The following is a 20246-nucleotide window of genomic DNA, read 5'->3' on the forward strand; positions in this document are numbered from 1 at the left end:
GTCTTCCACAGGGACTCCACGACCAGGACCGGAACTGTCCGGGTCGGGTCCTAGCGTGCTCCCCATGAGCGCTGAGAACAGCACGAGCACCGAGACCCCCGCGTTCCGCTACGCCGCGGTCACCTTCGACTGCCCCGACCCCGCCGAGCTGGCCCGCTTCTACGGCGCCGTCTTCGGCCTGCCCGTCGCCTTCGCCTCCGACGACTTCGTCTTCCTCGCCAAGGAGGGCACCCCCGGCCTGGGCTTCAACCGCCTGGCCGACTACCGCCGCCCCACCTGGCCGGACCCCGCCGAGGAGAAGCGGGCCCACATCGAGGTGGGCGTCGACGACCTGGACGCCGCCGAGGCCCGCATGCTGACCCTGGGCGCGACCAGGCCCGACCACCAGCCCTCCCCCGACCGCTGGCGCGTCCTCCTGGACCCCGCCGGCCACCCGTTCTGCGTCACCACCCTGACCTGAGGACGCACCGGGCCCCCCACCCGCACGCGGTGGGGGGCCCGTTGTCCGCCGGGAGGCGGATGCGGATCAGACGCCCGCGATCGACTGGATCCAGGAGCGGTACGCCGTCACGTTGGTGTACGCCGTGTTCGCCTGGCGGTCGCTGGTGGAGGCGACGCCGACCTGGACGCCGTTCGCCATCATCGGGCCGCCCGAGTCACCGCCGGCGGTGATGCCGTTGCCCCAGTAGGCGCAGATCGCGGAGCCGCCGTAGGCGTCGGTGCAGCCGCTCGTGACCTGGACGTTGGCGACCTTCAGGTAGCGGGACTGGCAGTTGATCTCCGAGCCGCACTGGGAGGTTGCGCCCCAGCCGTACACCTGGACGCTCTGGCCGACCCGCACCGTGCCGGGCTGCCCGAGGCTTGCGTAGGTCGTCGACACCGAGCGGTCGAGGCGCACCAGCGCCAGGTCCGCGCTGTGGGTGTACGTCTGGACGCCGTTGGCCGTGGTGCCGCCGCTGTACTGGTCCAGGCTGCCGATGCGGAACGACAGCGCGCCGCCGGCCACGCAGTGCTTGGCGGTGAGGACCCAGGTCGGGGCGATGATCGTCGCCGTACAGGTCTCCTGGCCGTTCGAGTAGAGCCGGGCCGCCCAGGGGCCGCTGGAGGCGTAACCGCCGCCGATGATGGGCTCCGGGGCCTTGGGGAGGGTGGGGGCCGCGGTGGCGGTGGGGGCGAGAAGTGCGAGCACGGAGACCGCCGCCGCGGCGAGAGCGGGCACGAGCCTTGATATGCGCAAGGTTCCTCGATCCGGGAAGACGCGTCGGTCGGACGCGTACCTGTGGGGGACAACGGCCTGACCGGCCGCGCCCACGACGACCGCCGCCCGAAGGCGCACGTAGTCATGGACATGCCCGAAGATCGCACCGGAACGGTGAACGCGGTACTCACACTTGGCCATAACGCGGCGTTATGCCTATCGCGGCATTGACGCGTTCGGGCCACGACTCAGGCCCGCCACCCTCGCGTCCGGGGCCGCGGCCGGCCCGGAACCGTCCATCGCGCCCAGGCCTGCGACCGCCCGCCGCGCCCCACGCCTCCGCCCGCCCGCTCCGGAGCTCGGGAGCGGAAACGCGAGGTGGCGGAACGTGCCCTGGGGCACGTTCCGCCACCTCTCCGCGGCCTCAGGTGGTCGAGCGACGCCTCCGCGCGCCCGGACGGCGCTCGCTCGGCCGCGTCACCGGGTCGCCGGCCTCGACGGCGGCGGCGCGGCGGCGCATGCCGAAGTCGGCCAGCGCCTCGGCCAGCTTGTGGACGGACGGCTCGGGGGCCATCACGTCGACCCGCAGGCCGTGCTCCTCCGCCGTCTTCGCGGTCGCCGGACCGATGCAGGCGATCACCGTCACGTTGTGCGGCTTGCCCGCGATCCCGACCAGGTTCCGGACCGTGGAGGAGGAGGTGAAGAGGACCGCGTCGAAGCCGCCGCCCTTGATCGCCTCACGCGTCTCCGCCGGGGGCGGCGAGGCGCGGACGGTGCGGTAGGCCGTGACGTCGTCGACCTCCCAGCCCAGCTCGATCAGACCCGCCACCAGCGTCTCCGTGGCGATGTCGGCGCGCGGCAGGAAGACGCGGTCGATCGGGTCGAAGACCGGGTCGTAGGGCGGCCAGTCCTCCAGCAGCCCGGCGGCCGACTGCTCGCCGCTCGGCACCAGGTCCGGCTTCACGCCGAAGGCGATCAGGGCCTTCGCCGTCTGCTCGCCCACCGCCGCGACCTTGATCCCGGCGAAGGCGCGCGCGTCGAGGCCGTACTCCTCGAACTTCTCGCGGACCGCCTTCACCGCGTTGACCGACGTGAACGCGATCCACTCGTAGCGGCCCGTTACCAGGCCCTTGACCGCGCGCTCCATCTGCTGCGGCGTGCGCGGCGGCTCCACGGCGATCGTGGGGACCTCGTGCGGGACCGCGCCGTAGGACCGCAACTGGTCGGAGAGCGACGCGGCCTGCTCCTTGGTGCGCGGCACCAGGACCTTCCAGCCGAACAGCGCCTTCGACTCGAACCACGACAGCTGGTCGCGCTGCGCGGCGGCACTGCGCTCGCCGACCACGGCTATCACCGGGCGGCCGCCGTCCGGGGACGGCAGGACCTTGGCCTGCTTCAGCGTCTGCGCGACCGTGCCGAGGGTAGCCGTCCAGGTGCGCTGGCGGGTGGTCGTACCGGCGACCGTGACCGTCATCGGGGTGTCCGGCTTGCGGCCGGCCGACACCAGCTCGCCGGCCGCGGCGGCCACCGAGTCCAGCGTCGTGGAGACGACGACCGTGCCGTCGGAGGCGCCCACCTCGGTCCAGCAGCGGCCGGAGGCCGTCCGGGCGTCCACGAACCGCACGTCGGCGCCCTCGGCGTCACGCAGCGGCACACCGGCGTACGCGGGCACGCCGACGGCACTGGCGATGCCGGGAACCACCTCGAAGGGAACCCCGGCGGCGGCGCAGGCGAGCATCTCGGCGGCGGCGTCCGTGTCGAGTCCCGGGTCCCCCGTCACCGCACGGACGACCCGCCTGCCGCCCCGCGCGGCCTCCATGACAAGATGTGCGGCATCCCGCTTGGCGGGGACCCCGACGGTTGCCGATGTGCCATCGACAACCGTGAGTTGAGGCGTGCCCGTGCCCGGAACAGGGTTCGAAGGATCCGTGTCCGTGGGCACGACGGCGACGCCTTGCCGGGCGTGCGTGCGTACGACGTCGAGCACCTCGTGCTCGGCGACGAGGACGTCCGCGCTCGCCAGCGCCTCGACGGCGCGCAGTGTCAGCAGTCCCGGATCTCCGGGTCCGGCACCGAGGAAGGTGACGTGCCCGCATTCCGGACCGGCGGAAAGGGTGGTGGGGCTCAATGTGCTCGCTCCCCCATCAGACCGGCCGCGCCCTGGGCGAGCATCTCGGTGGCGAGTTCGCGACCGAACGCCATCGCCTCATCGTGCGTCAGGGGCACGGGACCGGTGGTGGACAGCTGCACCAGCGTCGAGCCGTCGGTCGTGCCGACGACGCCGCGCAGGCGCATTTCCTTGACAATCTGCCCGTCGGCATGGGAGTCCCCCCGCTCGAGCGGAGCCGAGAGTGGGGGAAGGTCGGCCAACGCGCCCACAGGGGCGCTGCAACCGGCCTCCAGGGCGGCGAGCAGTGATCGCTCGGCGGTCACGGCGGCCCGCGTGAACGGGTCGTCGAGCTCGGCGAGCGCGGCGGCGAGGTCCGCGTTGGCGGCGGTGCACTCGATCGCCAGGGCCCCCTGGCCGGGGGCGGGCAGAACCGTGTCGACCGACAGGAAGTCGGTCGCCTCGTCGATCCGGCCGATCCGGTTCAGGCCGGCCGCGGCCAGCACGACCGCGTCCAGCTCACCGCTGCGGACGTATCCGATGCGGGTGTCGACGTTGCCCCGGATCGGGACCGTCTCGATGTCCAGGCCGTGCGCGCGGGCGTACGCGTTGAGCTGGGCCATGCGGCGCGGCGCGCCGGTGCCGACACGCGCCCCGCGCGGCAGGTCGGCGAACTTCAGCGCGTCCCGGGCGACGACCACGTCGCGCGGGTCCTCGCGCCTGGGTATGGCGGCGAGCAACAGCTCGTCGGGCTGCGCGGTGGGCAGGTCCTTCAGCGAATGAACCGCGAAGTCCACCTCGCCCCGCGCCAGCGCCTCGCGCAGTGCCGCGACGAACACTCCCGTGCCGCCGATCTGTGCCAGGTGCTCGCGGGAGGTGTCGCCGTAGGTGGTGATCTCGACGAGCTCGACGGGCCGTCCGGTCACCTGGCTCACGGCATCCGCCACCTGCCCGGACTGGGCCATGGCGAGCTTGCTGCGCCTGGTCCCCAGCCTCAGTGCCTTCTCAGTCATGCTGGCCCTCGGTTCTTGCCGTTCTTCGCGAAGTCGTCGGTCTTGTCATTGCCGTTCCCGGCCTGGGAGACGGAGGCCACCGTCTCCGGGTCGAGGTCGAACAGGGTGCGCAGCGCGTCCGCGTACCCGGCGCCGCCGGGCTCGGCCGCGAGCTGCTTGACCCTGACGGTCGGCGAGTGCAGCAGCTTGTCCACGACGCGCCGCACGGTCTGGGTGATCTCCGCCCGGTGTTTGTCGTCGAGGCCGGGCAGCCGCCCTTCCAGGCGGGCGATCTCGCTGGTCACGACGTCGGCGGCCATGGTGCGCAGCGCCACGACGGTGGGCGTGATGTGCGCCGCCCGCTGGGCCGCCCCGAAGGCCGCGACCTCGTCCGAAACGATACGGCGGACCTGGTCGACGTCGGAGGCCATCGGCGCGTCGGCGGAGGCCTCGGCCAGCGACTCGATGTCCACCAGGCGGGCCCCGGCCAGCCGGTGCACGGCCGCGTCGACGTCGCGCGGCATCGCCAGGTCCAGGACGAAGAGGACCGGTTCGGGACGCGGGGGCGCGGCGACCGGCTCGGGCCTGCGGCGCTCCGGGATGCGGCCGACGGTGGCCGCGGTCGCGGCGAGCGCGGTGATCAGCTCGGCGTCGGCGGCGGTGTCGGTCCCGGGCTCCCGCCGCCGCTCGAGCAGGGAGGTGCCTCCGTCCACCCAGGTGCCGTGCTGCTCCAGCGTGGCCGCGTCGATGCCGGCGACGGCGGACTCGCCCAGCAGGGAGAAGCCGGGTTCCACGGTGGCCAGGTCGAGCGGGCAGCCCTCCTCGGCACCGACGGTGGTGGGCGGCAGGGGCGTCTCGCGCACGTCCGTCCGCGCCGCCGTCCGGCCGCTGCCGGCTCCCTGGTCCTCGGTCTCCGACATGGCGGCGGGCGCGCCCGTGCGGCCCTCGACCGCCGCCGCGATGGTCCCGGCGCTCAGCACGAGTCCCGTCGCGCCGGTGCAGGAGACGGCGACGTCTGCACGTGTCAGCTCGGCCGGCACCGCGTCCATCGGTACCGCGCGGGCCAGCACGTTCGTGTCGTCGCCCTCGGTGAGAATCCGTACAAGCCGCTCGGCGCGCTCCCGGGTGCGGTTGGCGATCACGATCTCGGCGACCCCGGCGCGCGCCAGCGTGGCGGCGGCCAGGGACGACATCGAACCGGCGCCGATGACCAGGGCCCGCTTGCCGTTCGCCCAGTCCTGGACGTCGGCGCCCTGGGACAGCTGCTCCAGGCCGAAGGTGACCAGGGACTGCCCGGCGCGGTCGATGCCGGTCTCGGAGTGGGCGCGCTTGCCCACCCGCAGGGCCTGCTGGAACAGGTCGTTCAGCAGCCGTCCGGCGGTGTGCAGCTCCTGCGCACGGGCCAGCGAGTCCTTTATCTGGCCGAGGATCTGGCCCTCGCCGACGACCATCGAGTCCAGGCCGCAGGCCACCGAGAACAGGTGGTGGACGGCCCGGTCCTCGTAGTGCACGTAGAGGTAGGGGGTGAGTTCCTCCAGGCCGACCCCGCTGTGCCGGGCGAGCAGCGTGGACAGCTCGGCGACACCGGCGTGGAACTTGTCCACGTCGGCGTACAGCTCGATGCGGTTGCAGGTGGCGAGGACGGCGCCCTCGGTGGCGGGCTCGGTGGCCACGGTGTCCAGGAGCAGCTTGGTCCGGGCGTCCTCGCTCAGCGAGGCGCGTTCCAGGACGCTGACCGGGGCACTGCGGTGACTCAGTCCGACGACGAGGAGGCTCATGCCGGCATCACGGCGGGGACGTCCCCGTCGGGTCCCTGGTCCGCGGCCGCCTTGCGGGCGGCGGCAGCGGCTCCGGCGGCGGGCAGCGCGCCGTCGGCGGCGGCCTCCTCGCCGGCCTTGCGCTGCTCGTGGAAGGCGAGGATCTGCAACTCGATGGAGAGGTCGACCTTGCGCACGTCGACGCCGTCGGGGACGTTCAGCACGGTCGGCGCGAAGTTCAGGATGGAGGTCACCCCGGCGGCGACGAGCCGGTCGCAGACCTGCTGCGCGGCGCCCGCGGGGGTCGCGATCACGCCGATCGACACGCCGTTGTCCTGGATGATCCGCTCCAGGTCGTCGGTGTGCTGGACCGGGATCCCGGCGACCGGCTTACCGGCCATCGCGGGGTCGGCGTCGATGAGCGCGGCGACCCGGAAGCCACGGGAGGCGAAACCGCCGTAGTTGGCGAGGGCGGCGCCGAGGTTGCCGATGCCTACGATCACAACCGGCCAGTCCTGGGTCAGGCCCAGTTCGCGGGAGATCTGGTAGACGAGATACTCGACGTCGTAGCCCACACCGCGGGTCCCGTAGGAGCCGAGGTAGGAGAAGTCCTTGCGCAGCTTCGCGGAGTTGACCCCCGCCGCGGCCGCGAGCTCCTCGGAGGAGACCGTGGGGACCGAGCGCTCCGACAACGCGGTCAGGGCTCGGAGGTACAGCGGAAGGCGGGCGACGGTGGCCTCGGGAATTCCTCGGCTACGGGTCGCCGGTCGGTGAGTTCGGCCAGTTGCCACGGTGCTCCTGCGGGTAGAGCGGGGCTTCGGGCGGTCATACGTTCCCGGACCGCCCCGTCGAATGCAGGCTATGTCTTTGTGAACGCGTGCACAAAGATGGTGTCCGATTTGCCCGGCCAACGTGACCGGGGTCACGCACCCTCGGCGCTCCGTCGTTGAACCGGAACGCCCGCGAACGCGTTCCTTACTTGTTGGGGGCAAAACCGCACACTCTCCTCTACGATCCCCGCCCCCGAGACCAAGCCGCCGTCGATCCTAAGCTAATTTCGGCCACTTTGTACTCGTCGGTCAGTCAGTGATCCACGGCCGTCGGCCGAGCGGCCGACGCCGGCGGGCCGGCGGACGCGCGAGCGGTGGACCGGTCGCCGCCGGGCGCGGCCCCCCGGCGGGTCGCCGACGGGTGGCCGGCCGTCAAGGGGCGGGTGTGCGGCGGGTCAGCCGGCCAGCGCCCTGCGCAGCCGCTCCTCGTTCACCCGCCAGAAGGTGTGCTGTTCACCGTCGATCAGTACGACGGGGATCTGCTCCCAGTACCGGTCGTGCAGCTCCCGGTCCTCGGTGATGTCCTTCTGCTCCCAGGGAACGCCGAGTTCGGCGCAGACCTTCTCCACGACGAGCTGGGCGTCGTCGCACAGATGACAGCCGGGCTTGCGCACCAGGGTGACGAGCCGGTCCTGGGGCGCGGAGGGTTTGCGGCGGAAGAGGGGACTCATGCCGGTCATTGTCGCCCCGCCGCATGGCCCGCCGCCGCCCTGCCGCGCGACCTTCCGCCGCTCCGCCGGCCGCCCCTCCCGCAGCGTCCCTTCGCCGAGAGTTCACAGCCCCCGAACCTCACGGCTCCGGAACTTCCGAACAGACTGGCTATGCTCACGCCATGGCCGCTCTCGGATGGCTCACCCCCCGTAGGCGCTCCGCCACGGCGCGGAGCGTGTTGGCAGGCGAGGCCTCGGCGGAGGCAGCGCGCAAGTCCAGGCTGGAACAGGAAGCGGACGCCCCGGCCGAAGCCCAGGAGCCGGAGTTCCCGGTGCACGGGGACGACCGCGCCGCCGCCTTCTTCGACCTGGACAACACCGTCATGCAGGGCGCCGCGCTGTTCCACTTCGGCCGGGGCCTGTACAAACGGAAGTTCTTCGAGACCCGGGACCTCGCCCGGTTCGCCTGGCAGCAGGCGTGGTTCCGGCTGGCCGGCGTCGAGGACCCCGAGCACATGCAGGACGTCCGCGACTCGGCGCTGTCGATCGTGAAGGGCCACCGGGTCTCGGAGCTGAAGTCGATCGGCGAGGAGATCTACGACGAGTACATGGCCGAGCGGATCTGGCCGGGCACCCGCGCGCTGGCGCAGGCCCACCTCGACGCCGGCCAGAAGGTGTGGCTGGTGACCGCCGCACCGGTGGAGATCGCCCAGGTCATCGCCCGCCGCCTCGGCCTGACCGGAGCGCTGGGCACGGTGGCCGAGTCCGTCGCCGGCGTCTACACCGGCCGCCTCGTCGGCGAGCCGCTGCACGGCCCCGCCAAGGCGGAGGCGGTGCGCGCCCTGGCGGCGGCGGAGGGCCTGGACCTCTCCCGGTGCGCCGCCTACAGCGACTCGCACAACGACATCCCCATGCTGTCGCTGGTCGGCCACCCCTACGCCATCAACCCCGACGCCAAGCTGCGCCGGCACGCCCGGGAGATGGACTGGCGGCTGCGCGACTACCGCACCGGCCGCAAGGCGGCGAAGGTCGGCATCCCCGCGGCGGCCGGCGTCGGCGCGGTCGCCGGCGGCACCGCGGCGGCCATCGCACTGCACCGGCGACGCCGGTAACGCACCGCACGGGGCCCGGGGCGCACGCGCACCCCACAGCACCCCCGCGGGAACGCGCCCCCGCACCGGGCGCGGGAGGCGGCGCCCGCCACGCCCGCCCCGACCGCGGGCTCCGCACCGCCCGGCGGGGCCACGACCGCGCGGGGCCGGCCGCAGGGCCCCACGCCACGCGCGTGACACCGCGTCAGCACCCGGCCCGCCGCTCCGCCCGGTCCCGGTCCTCACGCGGGGCCCGCCACGGCCGCCGCACCGCCACGGCCGCCGTTCCGGCACACCCGGCCGGTCACCCCACGCGCACCGACGGTCACGGCCGCACGGCGCAGCCGGATTCCGGTCGGACGGCCGAACACACCCGCCCGAGGCCCTGGCCGCCCCCCTTGGCGGTACATCGCCACAACACGCCCGCGACCCAATCCGAACCCGGACCGAATCGATCGGCAAACGGTCACTCTGAGGCACTCAAACGGGCGTCAATCGGTTACGGAAGCGACGCATTCGATGATTTGAGCAACTCGGTGTAGCAGGCCCTGCACGAAGCGTTATTCTCCTCAGACGCAAACCGGTATCTCTCCGTCGCCATGACGGGTGAACGGTTCCGCACTGCACGTGATGGAAGCTCTGCCTCTGGGAGTCCCGTGTACCCACACGTCGGGGTTGACGCCTCGGGCCTGGCTACGCTCCGCGCCGCTGTCCTGGACCTGCTGCGCGGTCTTGTCCCCACCGCGTACGCCAGCCCCGCCCTCGCCACCGCCGCACCCGTCGGCCCGTGCTACGCGCTGGCCGACGGCATGGAGCAGGGGCCCGCGCGCAGCGCCGTGGTCGAGGGGCGGCGGTCCGGCGACGGCCGGACGTCCGGCCGACGGGGACGCCCGGCCGCGGCGGCCACCGTCCGGCGGCCGGCCGCGGACAGCGACAGCGCCCGGATGATGGAGCTCGTCGAGCGTGCCCAGGCCGGCGAGGCCGAGGCCTTCGGCCGGCTCTACGACCAGTACAGCGACACCGTGTACCGGTACGTCTACTACCGGGTCGGCGGCAAGGCGACCGCCGAGGACCTGACCAGCGAGACCTTCCTGCGGGCCCTGCGGCGCATCGGGACCTTCACCTGGCAGGGCCGCGACTTCGGCGCCTGGCTGGTGACCATCGCCCGCAACCTCGTCGCCGACCACTTCAAGTCCAGCCGCTTCCGGCTGGAGGTCACCACCGGCGAGATGCTCGACGCCAACGAGGTCGAGCGCTCCCCCGAGGACTCGGTCCTGGAGTCGCTGTCCAACGCCGCGCTCCTGGAGGCGGTGCGACGGCTCAACCCGCAGCAGCAGGAGTGCGTCACGCTCCGCTTCCTGCAGGGCCTCTCGGTCGCGGAGACCGCCCGGGTGATGGGCAAGAACGAGGGCGCCATCAAGACCCTCCAGTACCGGGCCGTGCGCACCCTCGCCCGTCTCCTCCCGGACGACGCCCGCTGACCGTGTCCGCCGGGCGGCCGCCAACTCCCCTTCGACAGCGGTACGTTGACTTCCCGATTCGAACCCCGGGCGTCCGTAACCGAAGTGCCGAGCCGCTCGTTGTGCGGGATACAGGCTCCCTGCGGTCACGCCTTGGCCCACGCTGATCACTCGATCGGGTGGCAGCGGTCGTGGGCGTGCAACCCTCAGGACCCCTGGGGAGTCGACCGTCATGACGAGAGGAGGTGCCGCCAGTGATCGCGAACGTATCGGCGCACCGGCGGGCGAACGCCTTCGCCCAGGCCCTGGAGGAGCTGTCCGACCAGGGCGCGGCGGCCGAGCAGTCCGAAGGACCGGAACCGGCCCCGGCAGCGCCGGAACGGACCGAGCGGGGCCGGCTCCTGGCCCTCGCCACCGGTCTCGGTGCGCTGCCCCGGCCGGAGCTGGACCCCGAGGTCAAGGTCGTCCAGCGGGCCCGACTGGTGGCCGCGATGGAGGCCATGCTCCAGGAGGGCACCGCCGCGGGCGAGGCGAGTGGCCTTTCAGCGCTGCCCGGTCAGCGCTCCCACCGGGCGGGCGGTGCCCACCGGGCGAGCGGCCTGGGGAAACTGCGGCCGCGTTCGCGGCTGGCGAAGGGCCTGGCGGCGGGCGGGCTCAGCGTCGGGGTGGCCGCTGGGGCCTTCGGCGGAGTGGCCGCCGCCAGCTCCGACGCCCTCCCCGGTGACTCCCTGTACGGCCTCAAGCGCGGCATCGAGGACTTCAAGCTCAACTACCTGGCCGACGGTGCGGACGAGCAGGGGCAGGCCTATCTCGACCTGGCCGCGACCCGCCTCGGCGAGGCCCGCCGGCTGATGGAGCGCGACCGCGGCGGGAACCTGGACCACGAGTCCGTCCGCGAGATCCGCCGCACCCTGTCCGGGATGCGGCACGACGCGGCCGAGGGCCACCGCCTGTTGCACGAGGCGTACGAACGCGACCCCGAGTCCCTGGGCCCCATCCAGGCGCTCTCCGCCTTCTCCCGGTCCCACCGCGAGGCCTGGGGCGCCCTGCGCCAGAGACTGCCCGTGCAGCTCGGCGACGTCAGTGAGCAGGTGTCGTCGGTGTTCGCCGCCATAGACGAAGAGGTCGCCCCGCTGCAGTCGCTGCTCCCCGAGCCCACCGCCCCCGGCGGCGGTGAGGGCGAGCGGCACGGCACCGGCCCCGGTCCGTCCGCCCACCCCGGCCGGACGGCTCCGTCCCACTCCGGCAGTGGCACCCCGTCGAGCGGCCACCACTCCGGCAGCGGCAGCCCCAGCAAGTCGGCCGCATCCGGCGGCGAGAGCGGCGACGGACTGATCGGCGGCACCACCGGCGGCCTGCTCGACCCGCCGAAGCCCAGCGGCAGCACCTCCCCGCCCGCCGGCAAGTCGCCCACCAGCGGCCCCGACGTGACCATCCCGCCCCTCCTCCCCGGCCTGCTGCCGGGCCTCGGCATCGACCAGGAGGACGCGAAGTAGGAGCGGACGCACGACGACGGGGGCGCCCCTCTGCCCGAGGGGCGCCCCGGTCGTCGTACCGCCGCGCACAACTCGGGAGAAGACCGGCCGGGGGACGCGCGGGCCGCCGGCCGCAGGTCCCGTACCGCGCCGGGCCGCAGGACTCAGAAGAACACCGAGCGGCGCTGCACCAGCAGCTTGTAGAGCGTGTGCTGGATCTGTTCGCGGACCTGGTCGGTCAGGTTGAACATCAGCATCGGGTCCTCGGCCGCCTCCGGTGGATAACCGTCGGTCGGGATCGGCTCGCCGAACTGGATCGTCCATTTGGTCGGCAGCGGAATCGCGCCCAGCGGACCCAGCCACGGGAAGGTCGGCGTCAGCGGGAAGTACGGGAAACCGAGCAGCCGGGCGAGCGTCTTGGCATTGCCGATCATCGGGTAGATCTCCTCCGCCCCGACGATCGAGCACGGCACGATCGGCGCGCCCTGACGCAGCGCCGTGGAGACGAAACCGCCCCTGCCGAAACGTTGCAGCTTGTAGCGGTCGCCGAAGGGCTTGCCGATGCCCTTGAAGCCCTCCGGCATCACCCCGACCAGCTCCCCCTGGCCCAGCAGCCGTTCGGCGTCCTCCGCGCAGGCGAGGGTGTGTCCCAGCTTGCGGGCGAGTTCGTTCACCACCGGCAGCACGAACACCAGATCGGCCGCGAGGAGACGGAGGTGGCGGCCGGCCGGGTGGTGGTCGTGGACGGCCACCTGCATCATCAGGCCGTCCAGGGGCAGCGTGCCCGAATGGTTGGCGACGATCAGCGCGCCGCCCTCCTTCGGGATGTTCTCGATGCCCTTCACGTCGACCCGGAAGTACTTCTCGTACACCGGCCGCAGCAGGGACATCAGGACCTGGTCGGTCAGTTCGGCGTCGTAGCCGAAGTCGTCGACCTCGTACTCGCCGGTCAGGCGGCGGCGCAGGAACGACAGACCGCTCGCGACCCGCCGCTCCAGCCCGCCCCGAGCGGCGTCCACGCCCCCGCTCCCGTCCGGGCTCCGCGGTGGCCGTGCCGAGGGCCCCGCGGCGGCCTCACCCGCCGGCGCCGGTCCGTCCTCGTGCGTCGCCGCCCTGCCCGGCAGCGGCTGCACCTCGCCCACCATCGCGGGCTCGCCCCCGCCGGGGCGCCGGCTCCCCGTGCTCCGGCGCCGCACCGGCCGCTGTCCCGCGCCCCCTCGGGACCGGTCGTCGTCGAACGGAATGACCTTGGCGTCCGCCATCGTGCTGCGCTCCTCAGTTGGCGCTCTGCGTCGGGGGGTGACCGCTGCCCCGGTGGGACAGCGCGGCGATCCGGTCCACGGCCCCCGCGAGGGTCTCCGGCGGCAGCAGTCCGGGGCCGCGGCTGCGGACGAAGTCCGCGAAGGTCTCCGCTGTCGTGTACCGGGGCGCGAAGCCCAGCGTCCCGCGCATCTCGTCCGTGGTCACGACCCGGCCGTGGGTGAGCAGTCGGATCTGCTCCGGTGAGAAGTCCGTCATTCCCAGCGTACGCACCATCGAGCCCGCCCAGGTGACCGCCGGCAGCAGCAGCGGAACCGTGGGGCGGCCCAGCCTCCTGGCGCACTGGGAGAGCAGCAGCACGCCGTCGCCGGCGATGTTGAACGTGCCGCTGTTGAGCGTGCCGCGCCGGGCCTCGTGCGAGGCGATCCGCAGCACCTCGATCACGTCGTCCTCGTGCGCGAACTGAAGCCGCGGGTCGTAGCCGAACACCGTCGGCAGGACCGGCAGCGAGAAGTAGGAGGCGAGCGGGGTGTCCGCCGTCGGCCCGAGGATGTTGGCGAACCTGAGCACGCACACGGCCACGTCCGGCCGCCGCCGCGCGAAGCCCCGCACGTACCCCTCGACCTCCACCGCGTCCTTGGCGAAGCCGCCGCTGGGCAGGGACTTGGCCGACGTGGTCTCGGTGAACACCGCCGGGTCCCGGGGCGCTGAGCCGTACACGTTGGTGCTGGACTTCACCACCAGGCGCCGCACGCTGGGGGACTTCTGGCAGGCGCCGAGCAGCTGCATGGTGCCGATGACGTTGGTCTCCTTGACCGTGGCCCGGCTCCCGCCGCCCAGCGCGGTTCCGGTCACGTCCATGTGGACGACCGTGTCGGCGCCCGTCTCGGCGAGCACCCGCGCGATGGTGGGCTGCCGGATGTCCGCCTGGACGAAGTCGGCGCCGCCCAGGTGGTGCTCGGGTGGGACCACGTCCACGGCGACGACCCGGTCCACCTGCGGGTCCCGCTGGATCCGCCGGACGAACCGGCCGGCCAGCCGACGGGCCACTCCGGTCACGAGCACGACCTGTCCCAAGATCAGCGCCTTTCTTCCAGCACCTGGTTCCTGCCGCGTTCCCCGTGTGCGGCCAACCTATCGGTTCCATGTTGCGCTGTGATTGCCGCCGACTGCGGGACGTCACGGCCGTGGCCGCGCCGCCGGACGACACGGAGGGCGGAACGACGTGGCCCCCCACCGGATGCGGTGGGGGGCCACGGACACGCTCTCGCGATGTCGCGCACTAACACGTGGCGACCGGCGTCACTACTTCTTGTTGCGACGCTGGACGCGGGTGCGCTTCAGCAGCTTGCGGTGCTTCTTCTTGGCCATCCGCTTGCGCCGCTTCTTGATAACAGAGCCCACGACTACCCTCGCTCACTTCTCATCACTCGGTGTTTGGGCGCCATGGGCCCACACGACCTACGAGGGGCTAGCCTACCCGCCCGAGTGCTGAGGCCGTTAATCGAGGAGTCCGGAGGGACCCGGCGCTGCCCTGTACGGCCCGTACGGCCCAAACCGGCCGTGCGGCCCGGTGCGGATCCCTCCCGGTCGTCGTCAGGCGGTTTCCACCCCCACATAGCTCTCGCGGAGGTACTCGTGAACCGCTTGCTCCGGGACGCGGAACGAACGCCCCACCCGGATCGCGGGCAGATGACCGCTGTGCACCAGCCGGTACACGGTCATCTTCGACACTCGCATCACCGAGGCGACTTCCGCCACGGTAAGGAACTGAACCTCGTTGAGAGGCCTCTCGCCAGCTGCAGCCATGACACACCTGCACCTTCCGCACTCGACGGCCACCGGCTTCCCCTTCCGGTGACTCTTCGTCGCTGCGTGCTCACTCCCCAGACTAGGGGCGGGTGATGCAAGTGGGGAAGAGGTGCACCCATCGGCGGCCTACTGTGACAGACACGCTCGATTGAGTACGTAGCGGGTGAGTGGGCGGTAGTAGGCGGCCCGCACGGCGTCATCGAGCGGCACCACGACGGACACGCGCCCCTCCGCCTGACCCACGAACAGCGCGGGGTCGTCCGTATCGGCCGGCCCCATGGCCTCCAACCCCAGCTGACCTGCTCCGCAGACCCAGCCGTGGTCCCCGATCACCAGCTCGGGCAGCGGCCCGCCGGCGTCCGCGGCCGCGTCGAGAGCGAGCCGGACCGGCAGCGGCGAATGCGTGTGTGCGCCCGGCTCACAACCGGGGTGTTCGGCGCCGGACAGCCGCACCAGCCCTACTCCCCGTACGTAGTCGAGGCGGTGTGTGCGTAGACCGAACCGGGTCAATATGTCGACACAGCGACCCTGCGCCGGGGTGAGGACAGTACATCCCGCCGCCGACAAGGCGTCCGCCAGCGCGGCGTAGAAACCCAGCAGCCGGTGCGGGTGCCCGGTGCCGAGGAGCACCGCGGCGCCGCGCCGGGCGGCCGCGCCCAGCCGGTCCGCGAAGGCCCCCAGTGCGCTCAGGGTCAGCTCCGGGTCAATCACATCATGGCCGAGGGTGTGCCGAGGATCGGCCGAAACCCCGCACTTCCTGGCCATCAGCTCGATCAGATCCCGCTGCCCCCAGGACCGCTCGGGATCGAGCCCGATCAGCGCACGGGGATCCCGGGCCGCGAACAGTCGGTAACTGCGCAGGCTCGCCTCCCGGGTCGTGGCCACGGGCCCGGCCAGCCGGGCGGCGAGCAGATGGTCGCGCAGTGCGGAGGTGCTCAACACGGGCCGATGGTGGCGGACACCGCCCGCCCGCGGGGCACGAACACGGAAACACCGCACGGTCGGCGTAAGGCGAGCGGCGAACACACCCCGCACCCGCCACACCGGCAGCCCGGCCGAGCCGGCGTCCCCCCGCGGACAGCCCGGACCGACGTCCCCGCGGACCGGCCGAACCGACGGCCCTCGCGCCCCCGACCGAACCTGCGATGCGGCGGACCGTCCGAACCTGCGATGCGGCGGACCGGCTACGCCAGCAGCCCGCGCAGCGGGAACGCCGCCCGCCGCGTCGCCAGGATCGCCTGGTCCAGCCGGTCGGCCGGGTCGTACCCCGCCTCCCAGTCGCCCCAGGACACCGGCCACCGTCCGTCCGTCATCCGCATCGGCGCCAACTGCCGTGTCCGCGCGAACACTTCCTGCCGCCAGCTCTCCGGGATCACCGTCTCCGGCGCCACCGGCCGTCCCGCCGCGATCCCCACCAGGTGCGTCCACGAGCGCGGCACGACCTCCACCACGGCGTAGCCGCCCCCGCCCAGCGCGACCCACCGCCCGCCGGCGTATTCGTGCGCCAGGTCGTGACAGGCCACCTGCACCGCGCGCTGCGCGTCCAGCGACACCGCGAGGTGGGCCAGCGGATCCTCGAAGTGCGTGTCGGCACCGTGCTGCGTCACCAGCACCTGCGGCCGGAAGTCCGCGATCAGTTCCGGCACCACCGCGTGGAACGCCCGCAACCATCCCGCGTCCCCGGTCCCGGCCGGCAGCGCGACGTTCACCGCCGAGCCCTCCGCGGACGCCGCGCCCGTCTCCTCCGGCCACCCGGTCTGCGGGAACAGCGTCCGGGGATGCTCGTGCAGCGAGATCGTCAGCACCCGCGGGTCCTCCCAGAACGCCGCCTGCACACCGTCCCCGTGGTGTACGTCGACGTCGACGTAGGCGACCCGCTCGGCGCCGAGTTCCAGGAGCCGGGCGATGGCGAGCGCGGCGTCGTTGTAGACGCAGAACCCCGACGCGCTCCCCGGCATCGCGTGGTGCAGCCCGCCCGTGAAGTTCACCGCGTGCGACGCGTCCCCCCGCCACACGGCCTCCGCCGCCCCGACCGACTGGCCCGCGATCAGCGCGGAGACCTCGTGCATCCCGGCGAAGGCCGGATCGTCCAGCGTCCCGAGCCCGTACGTCCCGTCCGCCGTCGCCGGAGCCGCCGACGCGGCCTTCACCGCCTCGATGTAGTCCTCCCGGTGGACCAGCCGCAGCGTCGACTCCCCGGCCGGCCTGGCCGCGACCACGCTCACCTCGCGGTCCAGCCCGAGGGCGCCGACCAGTTTCCGGGTCAGGGCGAGGCGGACCGGATCCATCGGGTGGTCCGGCCCGAAGTCATACCCCGTTACTGCCTCGTCCCACATCAGCTGTGCGCGGCCGCTCATGCCCGCCACCGTATCGGTCCGGCCGGGCCGCGAACGAGCCGGCGTATCCCAGGGTCACCAGCACCAACACCATCGGCACCAGCATCGCCCCGCGGTAGCTCCACGCGTCGCCGAGCGCGCCGACGAGCGGCGAGCCGATCAGGAAGCCCACGTAGTTGAAGATGTTCAGGCGCGCGATCGCCGCGTCGGAGGCGCCCGGGAACAACCGGCCGGCCGCCGCGAACGTCTGCGGCACCAGCACACACAGCCCCAGCCCCAGCAGGGTGAACCCGAGCATCCCCACCCAGGCCCCGGGCGCCACGGCCACCACCGCGAACCCCAGCGCCGCCACCAGCGTGCCCAGCCGGACGACCGTCACCGCCCCGAGCCGCCGAACCCCCATGTCCCCGATGGCCCGCCCCAAGAGGGTGGTGACCATGTACACGTTGTACGGCACGGTCGCCAGTTGCTCGGAGCTGCCCAGCGTGTCCTTGAGGTACTTGGCGCTCCAGTTGGAGACCGTCGAGTCCCCGATGTACGCCAAGGTCATCACCAGGCAGAGCGGCAGGAGCACCTTGAAGACGACGGTTCCGGTCCCGTTCGCACCCTCGCCTCCTGCCGCGCCGGCCTCCACGGGCCCGGCCGAGGGGGCCGCGTCGACGTACCACCGGCTCCCCACGAGCACCGCCGGCAGCAGCACCGCCACCACCGGCAGGTACGACACCCACAGCGCCAGGTGCCAGTGCGCGCCCGCCCAGGCCAGCGAGGCGCCCACGATTCCGCCGAGACTGTAGGCGGCGTGGAAGCTGAGCATGATGCTGCGGCCGTAGGAGCGTTGCAGGCTCACACCGAGCATGTTCATCGACGCGTCCAGCGCGCCCACGGCCAGCCCGAAGACGGCGAGTACCGCGCCCGCCCAGACGATCCGGTCCCCGACCCCGACGCCGAGCAGGGCCAGCAGCGCCACGGGCTGGGACCAGCGCAGCACCCGGCTGGGCCGCACTCGCTTCACCAGGTGTTCGGTCGTCACGCTGCCGGCGCCGGCGAGGATCGGCACGGCGGCCAGGAACACCGGGAGCAGGCCGCCGCTGATGCCGTACCGGACCTGGATCGCCGGGATACGCGTCACGAGCAGTGCGAAGGCGACGCCCTGGGCGAAGAACCCGAACGCCAACGAGGCCCTGCCGCGCCGCAGCACTTCTGTCATGGCGGCGAGCGTAGGGCCCCGGGCTACCTGTGGGTAGATTCCGGTAAAGGTGAATTCCACTCAACTTTTCCGTCCGGTCGGGCAGTCGGCCGGACGGCCGGCACTGATGGGCGGCCGGGCGGACGAGTGGTGACCACTGACCGGTGGACCGGGCGTCGACCAGTGACCGGGCGATGGCCGGTGGACCGGGTTGGCGCCTGTCCGGCCGCCCGTTCGCCTCACCGAGCCTGGCCGGGTCTCACTGGGCGAGGGCGAACTCCTCGATGCCGGTCCCGGTCCGCCCGGCCGCCTCGCCCTTCTTCACCTCGGCGTCGAGCAGCCCCATCAGGGGCGCGGCGGCGAGGCCACCGCTGACCACCCAGGTGACCGCCAGCGTCGCCACCATGACGACCGAGCCCAGCCAGACCATGGTGTCCACCGGCAGTGTGTACGCGCCCACGGCCCGCGCGACGCACTCGCCGAGCAGCGCGACGCCCCAGACCAGGGAGAAGGCCCGCTCCTTGGACCGGAACACGGCCGAGCCGTCCGTCGTACCGGACTGCAGCCGCTGCCAGGCCGCCTCCCTCGCCGCGTCGCCCCTCACCAGGAAGGGCTTCATGCCCGCGGTCATCATCGGCCTGCCGAGTGCCACCGAGACCAGGATCCCGATGCCGACGACGCTGCCGACACCGCTGTCCTTGGCCAGCATCAGCCGCGGGTCGCCGGAGACGAAGCTGAGCAGCAGCCCGGCCACGTTCACGACGAGGATGAGCAGGGCGAGCCCGTTGGTCCGCCGCTCGGTGACCGCGCTCCACCCGGTCCGCACGGCCGGCACCACACTGCTCCAGGCGAGCGCCGCGAAGGTGCTCAACCCCAGGGCCTCCTTGAGGAGGTAGTAAGAGCCGAGCGGCACCGCCACGTCCACGATCAGCGGCTTGAGGTTGTCCAGCATGCTCGGGTTCTGGTGGTCGTCGCTCCGGCCCTGGGCCCCCGTGTTCTTCGTCATGCCCCCAGCTTCGCCGCCGGGCGGGGTCCGCCGGTAGGAACGATCGTCCGGAGGTCCGCATGACAAATGTCAGTGCCCGCCGGTGGTCCCGGTCATGCCCGCCCTCATGCCAGCAGGTCAGCCAACTCGCCCATGTCGGTGAAGAGTCGGGTGGCTCCGGTGAGTCGGTCGGCGGGTGTCATGGCGGTGAACCCGTACACGTCCATCCGGGCCGCGCGGGCAGCCCGCACGCCCAGCGCGGAGTCCTCGACGACGACGCATCTGTCGGGTGCGACCCCCGTCCGCTCGGCGGCATGGAGGAAGAGGTCCGGCGCCGGCTTGCCGCGTCCGACGTCCTCCGAGCTGAAGACGCGGGCGTCGTCGAACCACTTGTCGAGTCCGGTCGTCCGGTGCCCCACCCGGATCCGCTCATGGCTTCCGGACGAGGCGACGCAGTACGGCGTGCCGTCCAGGGTCAGCTTCTCCAGTACGTGGGCAGCACCGGGCACCGGCTTCAACTCCCGCTCGAACGCCTCGAAGACCCGGGCGTGGAACACGTCGTCGAAGTCGTCCGGGAGCCGCCGGCCCGTGCGCTCCAGGACGAGGTCGTGGACCCGGTGCATCGCGGACCCCATGTAGTCGCGGATGGAGTCCTCGTAGGAGGTGGGGTGTCCCAGCTCGGTGAGATAGGCGGCCAGCAGCCGGTTGGAGATCGGCTCACTGTCGACGAGAACACCGTCGTTGTCGAAGATGACGAGGTCATAGCGCATACCAGGAGCCTAGACGCAGAAAACCCCGCACCATAAGGTGCGGGGTTTTCCTCAAAATTTGTTCGGCGGTGTCCTACTCTCCCACAGGGTCCCCCCTGCAGTACCATCGGCGCTGTGAGGCTTAGCTTCCGGGTTCGGAATGTAACCGGGCGTTTCCCTCACGCTATGACCACCGAAACACTATGAAACTGACAACCGGAGCCGCAGCAAGGCTACGACGGTTGTTCGTGGTTTCAGAACCAACACAGTGGACGCGAGCAACTGAGGACAAGCCCTCGGCCTATTAGTACCGGTCACCTCCACACGTTACCGTGCTTCCAGATCCGGCCTATCAACC

General features: G+C 72.3%; 19 protein-coding genes and 2 rRNA genes. 4 read left to right on the plus strand and 17 right to left on the minus strand.

The annotated features are described in order from the left end of the window. The first annotated feature begins 64 nt into the window (after positions 1–64). The gene (locus ACF061_RS09055) at positions 65–460 is read left to right on the plus strand and encodes a VOC family protein (RefSeq protein ID WP_392266128.1); all 396 of its coding nucleotides are present in this window, start codon (positions 65–67) and stop codon (positions 458–460) included. 66 nt (positions 461–526) lie between these two features. Here the strand turns inward: ACF061_RS09055 and ACF061_RS09060 are convergent, their stop codons facing one another. From ACF061_RS09060 to ACF061_RS09085, 6 genes are all read right to left on the minus strand, one after another. Next, the gene (locus ACF061_RS09060; protein ID WP_392266129.1) at positions 527–1237 is read right to left on the minus strand and encodes a S1 family peptidase; all 711 of its coding nucleotides are present in this window, start codon (positions 1235–1237) and stop codon (positions 527–529) included. Positions 1238–1622: 385 nt separating this feature from the next. After that, entirely contained in the window at positions 1623–3326 is a 1704-nt protein-coding gene (locus ACF061_RS09065; RefSeq protein ID WP_392266130.1) for a uroporphyrinogen-III synthase, read from the minus strand. Then, positions 3323–4318 carry a hydroxymethylbilane synthase gene (hemC, locus tag ACF061_RS09070; RefSeq protein ID WP_392266131.1) on the minus strand — a complete coding sequence of 332 codons (996 nt, stop codon included), beginning with the start codon at positions 4316–4318 and terminating at the stop codon, positions 3323–3325. Before hemC ends, ACF061_RS09065 begins: the two co-directional genes overlap by 4 nt. Beyond that, positions 4315–6075, minus strand: coding sequence for a glutamyl-tRNA reductase (locus ACF061_RS09075; protein ID WP_392266132.1), 1761 nt, complete (start codon positions 6073–6075; stop codon positions 4315–4317). The genes hemC and ACF061_RS09075 overlap by 4 nt, the downstream gene beginning before the upstream one ends. After that, the gene (locus tag ACF061_RS09080) at positions 6072–6845 is read right to left on the minus strand and encodes a redox-sensing transcriptional repressor Rex (protein WP_392266133.1); all 774 of its coding nucleotides are present in this window, start codon (positions 6843–6845) and stop codon (positions 6072–6074) included. Before ACF061_RS09080 ends, ACF061_RS09075 begins: the two co-directional genes overlap by 4 nt. 434 nt (positions 6846–7279) lie before the next feature. Next, positions 7280–7555, minus strand: a complete 276-nt coding sequence (locus ACF061_RS09085; RefSeq protein WP_392266134.1) for a glutaredoxin family protein — start codon at positions 7553–7555, stop codon at positions 7280–7282. Positions 7556–7716: 161 nt separating this feature from the next. Here ACF061_RS09085 and ACF061_RS09090 point away from each other — a divergent pair, with 161 nt between their 5' ends. The 3 genes from ACF061_RS09090 (at position 7717) to ACF061_RS09100 (ending at position 11581) form a co-directional block, all read left to right on the plus strand. Beyond that, entirely contained in the window at positions 7717–8646 is a 930-nt protein-coding gene (locus ACF061_RS09090) for an HAD family hydrolase (RefSeq protein WP_392266135.1), read from the plus strand. A 635-nt stretch (positions 8647–9281) separates the two neighbouring features. After that, positions 9282–10106, plus strand: coding sequence for an ECF subfamily RNA polymerase sigma factor, BldN family (locus tag ACF061_RS09095; protein WP_392266136.1), 825 nt, complete (start codon positions 9282–9284; stop codon positions 10104–10106). Positions 10107–10339: 233 nt separating this feature from the next. Then, positions 10340–11581 (plus strand): DUF5667 domain-containing protein, encoded by a 1242-nt coding sequence (locus tag ACF061_RS09100; protein WP_392266137.1) that lies wholly within the window; start codon positions 10340–10342, stop codon positions 11579–11581. Between the two features lie 143 nt (positions 11582–11724). On the opposite strand, the gene ACF061_RS09105 is transcribed toward ACF061_RS09100, so the two are convergent. From ACF061_RS09105 to ACF061_RS09155, 11 genes are all read right to left on the minus strand, one after another. Then, positions 11725–12822 (minus strand): lysophospholipid acyltransferase family protein, encoded by a 1098-nt coding sequence (locus ACF061_RS09105; RefSeq protein ID WP_392266138.1) that lies wholly within the window; start codon positions 12820–12822, stop codon positions 11725–11727. 13 nt (positions 12823–12835) lie between these two features. Beyond that, the gene (locus tag ACF061_RS09110; protein WP_392266139.1) at positions 12836–13897 is read right to left on the minus strand and encodes an NAD-dependent epimerase/dehydratase family protein; all 1062 of its coding nucleotides are present in this window, start codon (positions 13895–13897) and stop codon (positions 12836–12838) included. A 228-nt stretch (positions 13898–14125) separates the two neighbouring features. Further along, on the minus strand, positions 14126–14224 hold the full coding sequence (locus ACF061_RS09115) for a 30S ribosomal protein bS22 (protein ID WP_003948845.1): 99 nt from the start codon (positions 14222–14224) through the stop codon (positions 14126–14128). 192 nt (positions 14225–14416) lie between these two features. After that, a complete protein-coding gene (locus ACF061_RS09120; RefSeq protein WP_004984898.1) occupies positions 14417–14629 on the minus strand; it encodes a helix-turn-helix domain-containing protein in 213 nt (70 codons plus the stop codon). A 129-nt stretch (positions 14630–14758) separates the two neighbouring features. Further along, positions 14759–15574 (minus strand): phosphatase, encoded by an 816-nt coding sequence (locus ACF061_RS09125; protein WP_392266140.1) that lies wholly within the window; start codon positions 15572–15574, stop codon positions 14759–14761. A 242-nt stretch (positions 15575–15816) separates the two neighbouring features. Then, positions 15817–16989, minus strand: coding sequence for an acetoin utilization protein AcuC (locus tag ACF061_RS09130; protein WP_392266141.1), 1173 nt, complete (start codon positions 16987–16989; stop codon positions 15817–15819). Further along, complete coding sequence (locus tag ACF061_RS09135; protein ID WP_392266142.1) at positions 16940–18175, minus strand: MFS transporter; 1236 nt, start codon at positions 18173–18175, stop codon at positions 16940–16942. The genes ACF061_RS09130 and ACF061_RS09135 overlap by 50 nt, the downstream gene beginning before the upstream one ends. Positions 18176–18413: 238 nt before the next feature. Continuing rightward, complete coding sequence (locus ACF061_RS09140) at positions 18414–19160, minus strand: VC0807 family protein (protein WP_392266143.1); 747 nt, start codon at positions 19158–19160, stop codon at positions 18414–18416. A gap of 104 nt (positions 19161–19264) precedes the next feature. Further along, positions 19265–19909: an HAD family hydrolase gene (locus ACF061_RS09145; protein WP_392266144.1), complete on the minus strand. Its 645-nt coding sequence runs from the start codon at positions 19907–19909 to the stop codon at positions 19265–19267. A 60-nt stretch (positions 19910–19969) separates the two neighbouring features. Next, positions 19970–20086 (minus strand): 5S ribosomal RNA (gene rrf / locus ACF061_RS09150). A gap of 86 nt (positions 20087–20172) precedes the next feature. Next, positions 20173–20246, minus strand: a 23S ribosomal RNA gene (locus ACF061_RS09155); the annotation flags it as partial.

It is taken from the genome of Streptomyces sp. NPDC015220 (assembly GCF_043079345.1).
In the GTDB taxonomy this organism is placed as follows: Bacteria; Actinomycetota; Actinomycetes; order Streptomycetales; family Streptomycetaceae; genus Streptomyces.